Annotated in this window: 5 protein-coding genes; 4 read left to right on the top strand and 1 reads right to left on the bottom strand. The window is 50.7% G+C overall.

The genetic code is table 11. The annotated features are described in order from the left end of the window. The 4 genes from Q0338_RS04120 to Q0338_RS04135 all read left to right on the top strand — a co-directional run. Nucleotides 1-773: class 1 fructose-bisphosphatase (locus tag Q0338_RS04120; RefSeq protein ID WP_298085650.1), on the top strand; the 773-nt coding region annotated here is incomplete at its 5' end. Beyond that, complete coding sequence (locus Q0338_RS04125) at nucleotides 770-982, top strand: hypothetical protein (protein ID WP_298085651.1); 213 nt, start codon at nucleotides 770-772, stop codon at nucleotides 980-982. The genes Q0338_RS04120 and Q0338_RS04125, both read left to right, overlap by 4 nt. A 17-nt stretch (nucleotides 983-999) precedes the next feature. Then, nucleotides 1,000-2,919, top strand: a complete 1,920-nt coding sequence (gene metG, locus Q0338_RS04130; RefSeq protein WP_298085652.1) for a methionine--tRNA ligase — start codon at nucleotides 1,000-1,002, stop codon at nucleotides 2,917-2,919. A gap of 6 nt (nucleotides 2,920-2,925) precedes the next feature. Next, nucleotides 2,926-3,933, top strand: coding sequence for a ferrochelatase (locus Q0338_RS04135; protein ID WP_298085653.1), 1,008 nt, complete (start codon nucleotides 2,926-2,928; stop codon nucleotides 3,931-3,933). A 421-nt stretch (nucleotides 3,934-4,354) separates the two neighbouring features. Here Q0338_RS04135 and queC read toward each other — a convergent pair whose 3' ends face one another. Further along, the gene (gene queC, locus Q0338_RS04140) at nucleotides 4,355-5,026 is read right to left on the bottom strand and encodes a 7-cyano-7-deazaguanine synthase QueC (RefSeq protein WP_298085654.1); all 672 of its coding nucleotides are present in this window, start codon (nucleotides 5,024-5,026) and stop codon (nucleotides 4,355-4,357) included. Nucleotides 5,027-5,119 lie beyond the last annotated feature (93 nt).

Here is a 5,119-nt window from a genome sequence, read left to right on the forward strand (position 1 = left end):
ATCACGCCAACGCCACGGGCGACACGCAGCTAAAGCTAGACGTGAGAAGCGACGAGATCATCACGGCCGAGTTTGCAAATTTAGCCTGCGTAAAAGCGCTCGTTAGCGAAGAAAAAGAGGATATGCTGGCGCTAAACGAGAACGCGAAATTTATCGTCGCATACGATCCGCTAGACGGCTCTAGCCTGGTGGACGTAAATTTTTCCATCGGCTCGATTTTTGGCATTTACGAAAATGAGCTAACGCCGCAAAATCTAAAAGCCGCCGCCTACGTCGTTTACGGCCCGCGCCTGGAGCTCGTGCTTTGCGAGGGCGAGACGGCTCCCGTGCTTTACCGCCTGGGCAGGGACGGCGAGTTTAAATTTATCAAAAATCTAGCGCTCGCGCAAAAAGGTAAGCTAAACGCTACGGGCGCGACGCAAAAGGGCTGGAGCGAAACTCACGCTAAATTTATCCGCGAGCTGTTTTTGCAGGGGTATCGCCTCAGATACTCAGGCGCCATGGTTAGCGACCTGCATCAAATTTTACTAAAAGGCGGCGGGCTATTTAGCTATCCGGCTACGACAGACGCGCCAAATGGCAAGCTAAGAGCGCTATTTGAGGTGCTGCCGTTTGCCTTCATCTACGAGCGCGCGGGCGGTGCGACTAGCGACGGATACTCGGCGACGCTTTTTGATATGAAAGTGGAAAAAATCCACCAAACCACGCCTTGCTTTTTTGGCTCCAAAGACGAGATAAATTTACTGCATAAATTTTACGGAAGCACGAAATGAGCGAGCACGCAGCGGACGTAACTCAAAAAGACGAATTTGAGCTGGAGCTTGACCGCCAAAGAGAAATTTTGCAAGCCTGTCAGCGCGAAAAAGGGCTAAGCTCGTGCTTTGCCTGCGAGGCGATGTTTGAGTGCAAAACCCGCAAAAACTACGTAGATGCCGTATATAGCTCGATGTCTAAAGGCGACGGCGGCGGATTTGATTTTTAAATTTAAAAAGGAAAGATATGAACACGACTTATATTACGACTCCGATTTATTACGTAAACGACGTGCCGCACATCGGACACGCCTACACGACCGTGATCGCCGATACGATGGCGAGATTTGCTAGGCTAAAGGGCGATGATACGTACTTTATGACCGGCACCGACGAGCACGGACAAAAGATCGAGCAAGCCGCCGCAAAAAAGGGCTACACGCCGCAAGCCTACGCCGATGAGATAAGCGCTAAATTTAGGGAGCTGTGGGATAAATTTGAGATTAGCTACGATCATTTTATCCGCACGACCGACGACTATCACAAGCTCACGGCGCAAAATGCATTTCTCAAAATGTATCAAAAAGGCGACATCTACAAGGGCGAGTACGAGGGGTACTACTGCGTTAGCTGCGAGAGCTTTTTTACGCAGACTCAGCTTTTAGAGGATGAGAGGTGTCCGGACTGCGGCAGGCCGACAAATTTGGTCAAAGAGGAGAGCTATTTTTTCAAACTATCAAAATACCAAGACGCGCTGCTAAAATGGTATGAGGAGAACGAGGACTGTATCGTGCCGCGCGGCAAGAAAAACGAGGTCATCAGCTTCGTAAAAGGCGGCCTGCGCGACCTCTCGATCACGCGCACGAGCTTTGAGTGGGGCATCAAACTGCCCGCGAGCCTAAACGAGCCAAAGCACGTGATGTACGTTTGGCTAGACGCGCTCATAAACTACCTTAGCACGCTTGGCTACACGCTCGGCGATGACAAGATGTGCTATTGGAAGGGCGCGACGCATGTAGTAGGTAAGGACATTTTGCGCTTTCACGCGGTGTACTGGCCGGCGTTTTTGATGAGCCTTGATCTGCCGCTGCCTCGCTGCATCGCGGCTCACGGCTGGTGGACGAGAGACGGCGAAAAGATGAGCAAAAGCAAGGGCAACGTCATCAATCCAAGCGAGGTCGCAGACGCGTACGGACTGGAAAATTTCCGCTACTTTATGCTACGCGAAGTGCCGTTTGGGCAGGACGGCGACTTTTCGCAAAAGGCGATGATCGAGCGCATAAACTCCGAGCTTAGCAATGATCTGGGCAATCTTTTAAGCCGTATAGTCGGCATGAGCGAAAAATACTCGGACTTTGAGATAAAGGGCGAAAATTTACGCAAATTTTACGGCGAGGTTTTGGATAGCGGCAACGAATACCTGCAAAACGCTATCAAAAATTTAGAGAGTTTCGCCACAAACCGCTACCTTGAGGAGCTCTTTAAGGCGCTAACGCTCGCAAACGCGAGCATAGCTAAATTTGAGCCGTGGAATCTAATCAAAAACGGCAAAAAAGACGAAGCAAACGCGCTCGTGTCGCTGTGCGCGAACCTGCTAGCTCGCGTGGCCGTGCTACTAAGCCCTGCGATGCCAAAAACCTGCGAAAAGATCGCGCAGACGCTAGGCTTTGAGATCTCGACCGCCACCTATGAAAAAATCATCCTAAACAACGAAATTTTGGACTTTAAAGCGCAAAAAACGCAGCCGCTTTTCCCAAAAATCGAAAAAGAGCTGATGGCTACTGCGGTGCCAAGCGTGAGCGGACCTGCCAAAACCGCCGCCGCGCCGCAAGAAAAATCGGACGCGAAGATCAAAATCGACGACTTTAAAAAATGCGTCATAAAAGTAGGCACCGTGCTTGAGTGCTCAAATATCGAAGGTAGCGAGAAGTTACTTAAATTTAAGATCGATCTTGGCGAAGAGCAGCCGCGTCAAATTTTATCGGGCATAGCTAAATTTTACGCTCCGGCGGACCTCGTCGGCAAGCAGGTCTGCGTGCTGGCAAACCTAAAACCGGCTAAAATTTTCGGCCACATATCAGAGGGCATGATCCTTAGCGCCGAGGACGGGTCGCTGTGCCTCATCGCGCCGATGGCTGCGGTCAAAAACGGCTCAGAAATAGGCTAAAACGGCGTGAATATCGAAAACCTAAGGCGCCTCATCAACGGCGAAGCGCTAAATAAACCAAGCGTCAGCGCCGTGGAGGGCTTTGCGTTTGAGAGTAAAAACGTGCGTCAGGGCTACGCCTACATCGGGCTTGGCGCAGGCGCGGACGAGATAGCCGCGGCCGTCGCAAACGGCGCCTATGCCGTGCTCGTCGAGCAAAGATGCGAGGTCATCGATCCCGAGGTCGCCTTTATAAAGGTCGATAGCCTGAGCGCCGCGCTGATGCGACTGATGCGCTTTGAGGCTAGCTACAAAAATCTCAAATTTTGCTCCGTTAATCCCGTGCAAAAGGCCTTGCTCGCTCGTATGAGCCTGGGTAAAAACGCCGATGGCAACGCAGCTAACTTGCTGCCCGAGGATGCGACGCGACTTTTTATAAAGATAATGAAAGCGGGCGTGGGCGATCTATTTTTCACGGACGATCTTAAAATTTTATCCAAGATCGCGCCGCTATACGACACCGTTTTTAGCGACGTGGACGCGGTTTGCGCGCAGGGCGGCTCGCTGTTTGCCTCTAGCGTCGTTTGCGAGGGCGTTTACTATCCAAACTTAAATTTCCCAAAAGTTTTCACGCACTATCTGTGCGGGCTCTTAAAGTATCTGATCCGCGCGGGCTTTTCTTTCAAGCTTGGCGACACGCGAAATTTGGGGCATTTCGAGCCAGTTTTTATAAATAAAAATTTTCGCGTCGTGCCTTTTGGCGCGAGCTCTCAGGCTTTTATCGCAGAGAGCGACGATGAGCTTTTTGATATGGAAGCGGCATTTTTAGAGCGAAATTTTAGCGGCGGCATCGAGATATGCGTGCCGGAGGACTTTGCGGGAGGCGCGGCGGCTACGATGAGATTTAAGGATCTTGCCGAGCTAAAAAATCTTTCAAATTTTCACTACGCGCTCGTTAAATGCCAAAAAGAGGAGCTTGAAGCGATGCTAAATTTGAGCTCGCCAGAGCCTGATTTGTTTGGCGAAATTTTATAAAAACTCAAATTTAGCGCGTATTTTCGCCCTTATCTGCTACAAATTTGGTCTAACCCCTAAAACCATTTACTTTCTAACCGCAAATTTACCGATAAATTTGGCGAAAAAATGCGTAAATCGGCAGAGCTTGCCCTGCGAGTTTTTAAGTAAAGCGTTCAAATAGTGCTTCCCCTGCGAGGCATGCCGCGGCTACTTTGTGCAGGCGGTTGGAGTATCGGCACAGATACGAGAGAAATTTAAAGAAGGTTTTTCCGTCCTTTAAAGCGGATATTGCAAAATACTTGTCCTCTAAAATCCGTAAAACCGACGTCGCAACCCAATTTACCGAACAAAAACGGCGGCATGACGGTTGCCGCGTTTTGGCGGATAAATTTATTTCGTATTAAATTTGCGGACGGGCTCAAGCCGATTTTTAGAAATTTTATTTTAAATTTACGTATTTTATCCTATCTTTTTCGCCCGCGAGCTCAAATCCTCGCAGTCTTAGGCGGCAGCTGTCGCATTCGCCGCACGCCTCATCCTCGCGCTCGTAGCAGCTCCAGGTTAGCTCCAGCGGCGAGCCAGCCTCCAGCGACTTTCGCACGATGTCAGCCTTGCTTAAATTTACTAGCGGCGTGACGATGCGCAGGCTAAAGTCCTTTGAGGTGCCGGCATTTACGGCGCTTTCTATCTTGGCGATGAAGTCCGCCGTGCAGTCGGGGTAGCCCGAGCCGTCCTCCTCGACGATGCCGATATATAGCGCCTGCGCGCCTTCTTTTTCGGCTAGCGCGGCGGCGATAGAGATAAAGATGCCGTTGCGAAACGGCACGTAGGTGCTAGGAGTGTCGGCTTTGGCGCCGTCTTTGCGGATGGCGAGGTTCTCGTCCGTTAGCGCGTTGCCGCCGATGTTTGCTATAAAATGAGCGTCTAAATTTACCTTTTTTAGCGCGCCGATACGCTCGCAGATCTGCTCAAACGCTAGTTTTTCGCGCTTCATCGTGCGCTGTCCGTAGTCAAAATGCAGCGCGATGATCTCGTAGCCTGCGCGTTTGGCGAGGACGGCGCACAGCGTGCTGTCCATGCCGCCGCTCATTATGCAAACCGCTTTTTTCACTTTTTCTCCTTTTTCGGCTTGTCTCGCGAGTGCTTTTCCGAGATTTTGCAAAATTTTCGCTCCGCAGGCTATATGCCTAGCGCACGCTCAATT

The organism is uncultured Campylobacter sp., from assembly GCF_938018145.1.
Taxonomy (GTDB): Bacteria; Campylobacterota; Campylobacteria; order Campylobacterales; family Campylobacteraceae; genus Campylobacter_A.